Genomic DNA, 512 nt, shown 5'->3' on the forward strand with positions numbered 1-512 from the left:
TACTACTCTTACCGCGGGTATGCTCACTGCTTGCTCAGATGATGCGGGCAAAACGCAACCTAGTGAAACTGGTGAAACCACTGCATCCACCACGGCCTCAGACGAAGTGCCGGTTGATCGCAATTACGATGGAGAAATTCCTGAAATCGGTGGTGAGTGGGGTAAGAGCGTTACTTTCACTGCTGCTAATGGGCCAGAACCTGACGTAGTTGTCGCAAAAACTCTCATCGAGAGCTCTGGTGATGAGGTTGGAGCCGATGACATAGTCGCTGCGCACTACCATGGCATGCTGTGGGATGGCACGGTGTTTGACTCAACGTTTGACCGCGCCCCCGAGGGGAAGAATTCTGAACCCCTTGTGTTTAGTCTCAACCAGGTTATTAAGGGATGGAAGCACGGCCTTGCAGGCCAGCGCGTTGGCGATCGTGTTGAGCTCGTTATTCCGGCTGCCTACGGATATGGCGAAGCCGGTGCGGGAGATAAGATTCCGGGAGGCGCCACCCTGGTATTTG

At 54.3% G+C, this 512-nt stretch carries 1 protein-coding gene; it reads left to right on the top strand.

Features of this window, described 5'->3' with window-relative positions; genetic code table 11:
* Positions 1-19: 19 nt before the first annotated feature.
* Positions 20-512, top strand: a 493-nt coding sequence (locus HMPREF1627_RS00880; protein WP_199805857.1) for an FKBP-type peptidyl-prolyl cis-trans isomerase, incomplete at its 3' end; no start/stop codon positions are given.

This window comes from Actinomyces sp. S6-Spd3 (genome assembly GCF_000758755.1).
Taxonomy (GTDB): Bacteria; Actinomycetota; Actinomycetes; order Actinomycetales; family Actinomycetaceae; genus Pauljensenia.